General features: G+C 63.8%; 2 protein-coding genes. Both read left to right on the top strand.

Going from position 1 to position 2254, the window contains the following annotated elements; all coding sequences use genetic code 11:
• Nucleotides 1–861: substrate-binding domain-containing protein (locus TU73_RS27815; protein WP_057014850.1), on the top strand; the 861-nt coding region annotated here is incomplete at its 5' end.
• The coding region (gene araG, locus TU73_RS27810) for an L-arabinose ABC transporter ATP-binding protein AraG (RefSeq protein WP_057014849.1) at nucleotides 858–2254 on the top strand (1397 nt) is incomplete at its 3' end. The genes TU73_RS27815 and araG, both read left to right, overlap by 4 nt.

Below are 2254 nucleotides of genomic sequence, written 5' to 3'. Positions count from 1 at the left end.
GAATGGGCCTTCGCCGAAAAAGCCGGCAAGGAACACGGTTTCACCGTGATCAAGATCGCCGTGCCCGACGGCGAGAAAACCCTCTCGGCCATCGACAGCCTGGCCGCCAACGGCGCCAAGGGTTTTGTCATCTGCCCGCCGGACGTGTCCCTGGGCCCGGCCATCGTGGCCAAGGCCAAGGTCAATGGCCTGAAAGTCATGGCCGTGGATGACCGCTTTGTCGATGCCAAGGGCAACTTCATGGAGGATGTGCCGTACCTGGGCATGGCCGCTTTCGAAGTGGGCCAGAAGCAGGGCGCCGCCATGGCCGCCGAGGCGAAGAAACGCGGTTGGGACTGGAAGGATACCTATGCGGTGATCAACACCTTCAACGAACTCGACACCGGTAAGAAACGTACCGACGGCTCGATCAAATCCCTGGAAGAAGCCGGCATCCCCAAGGACCACATCCTCACCGCCGCGCTTAAAACCCTCGACGTTCCCGGCAGCATGGACGCCACCAACTCGGCCCTGGTCAAGCTGCCCGGCGGTGCGAAGAACCTGATCATCGGCGGCATGAACGACAACACCGTGCTCGGCGGCGTGCGCGCCACTGAAAGCGCCGGCTTCAAGGCGGCCAACGTGATTGGCATCGGCATCAATGGCACCGACGCCATTGGCGAATTGAAGAAAGCCGACAGCGGTTTCTTCGGCTCCATGCTGCCGAGCCCGCATATCGAAGGCTATAACACCGCGCTGATGATGTACGAGTGGGTCACTAAAGGCACTGAACCACCGAAGTACACCGCCATGGACGAAGTCACCCTGATCACCCGCGAGAACTTCAAGGAAGAACTGACCAAGATCGGGCTGTGGAAATGACCGCTTCGGCCCTGCGTTTCGACGCGATCGGCAAAACCTTTCCCGGGGTCAAGGCGCTGGACGGCATCAGCTTCACCGCCCACCCGGGGCAGGTGCACGCCTTGATGGGCGAGAACGGTGCGGGCAAGTCGACGCTGCTGAAGATCCTCGGCGGCGCCTACATCCCCAGCAGCGGCAGCGTGCAGATCGGCGCGCAGGTCATGGCGTTCAAAAATGCCGCCGACAGCATCGCCAGCGGCGTCGCGGTGATCCACCAGGAACTGCACCTGGTGCCGGAAATGAGCGTCGCCGAGAACCTGTTCCTCGGGCACTTGCCGACGCGCCTGGGCGTGGTCAATCGCGGCCTGCTGCGCCAGCAGGCGCTGGCGTGCCTCAAGGGCCTGGCCGATGAGATCGACCCCGACGAGAAGCTTGGGCGCCTGTCCCTGGGCCAGCGCCAACTGGTGGAAATCGCCAAGGCGCTGTCCCGTGGCGCCAACGTGATCGCCTTCGATGAGCCCACCAGCAGCTTGTCGGCGCGGGAAATCGACCGGCTGATGGCGATCATTGCGCGCCTGCGTGACGAGGGCAAAGTGGTGCTCTACGTGTCGCACCGCATGGAAGAGGTGTTCCGTATCTGCGACGCGGTGACGGTGTTCAAGGACGGCCGCTATGTGCGCACCTTCGAAGACATGAGCAGCCTGACCCACGACCAGTTGGTGACCTGCATGGTCGGCCGCGATATCCAGGACATCTACGACTACCGCCCGCGGGAGCAGGGCGAGGTGGCGCTCAAGGTTGACGGCCTGCTCGGCCCGGGCCTGCGTGAGCCGATCAGTTTTCAGGTGCGCAAGGGCGAGATCCTGGGCCTGTTCGGGCTGGTGGGCGCGGGGCGCACCGAGCTGTTTCGCCTGCTCAGCGGCCTGGAGCGCGCCAGCGCCGGCAGCCTGGAGCTGTGTGGGCAAGCGCTGCACCTGCGCTCCCCCCGCGACGCCATCGCCGCCGGCATCTTGCTGTGCCCGGAGGACCGCAAGAAGGAAGGCATCATCCCGCTGGCCAGCGTCGCCGAAAACATCAACATCAGTGCCCGCGCGGCGCATTCCACCTTTGGCTGGCTGCTGCGCGACGGCTGGGAGAAGGGCAACGCCGAGCGGCAGATCCAGGCGATGCGGGTCAAAACCCCAAACGCCACGCAGAAGATCCTGTACCTGTCCGGTGGCAACCAACAGAAGGCCATTCTCGGCCGCTGGCTGTCGATGCCGATGAAAGTGCTGCTGCTGGACGAACCCACCCGTGGCATCGATATCGGCGCCAAGTCAGAGATCTACCAGATCATCCATAACCTGGCGGCCAGCGGCATTGCGGTGATCGTGGTGTCCAGCGACCTGATGGAAGTCATGGGCATTGCCGACCG

This window comes from Pseudomonas libanensis, from assembly GCF_001439685.1.
In the GTDB taxonomy this organism is placed as follows: Bacteria; Pseudomonadota; Gammaproteobacteria; order Pseudomonadales; family Pseudomonadaceae; genus Aquipseudomonas; species Aquipseudomonas libanensis.
Note: the sequence above shows the minus strand (reverse complement) of the source record. Positions and strands in the feature narration are given on the sequence as shown.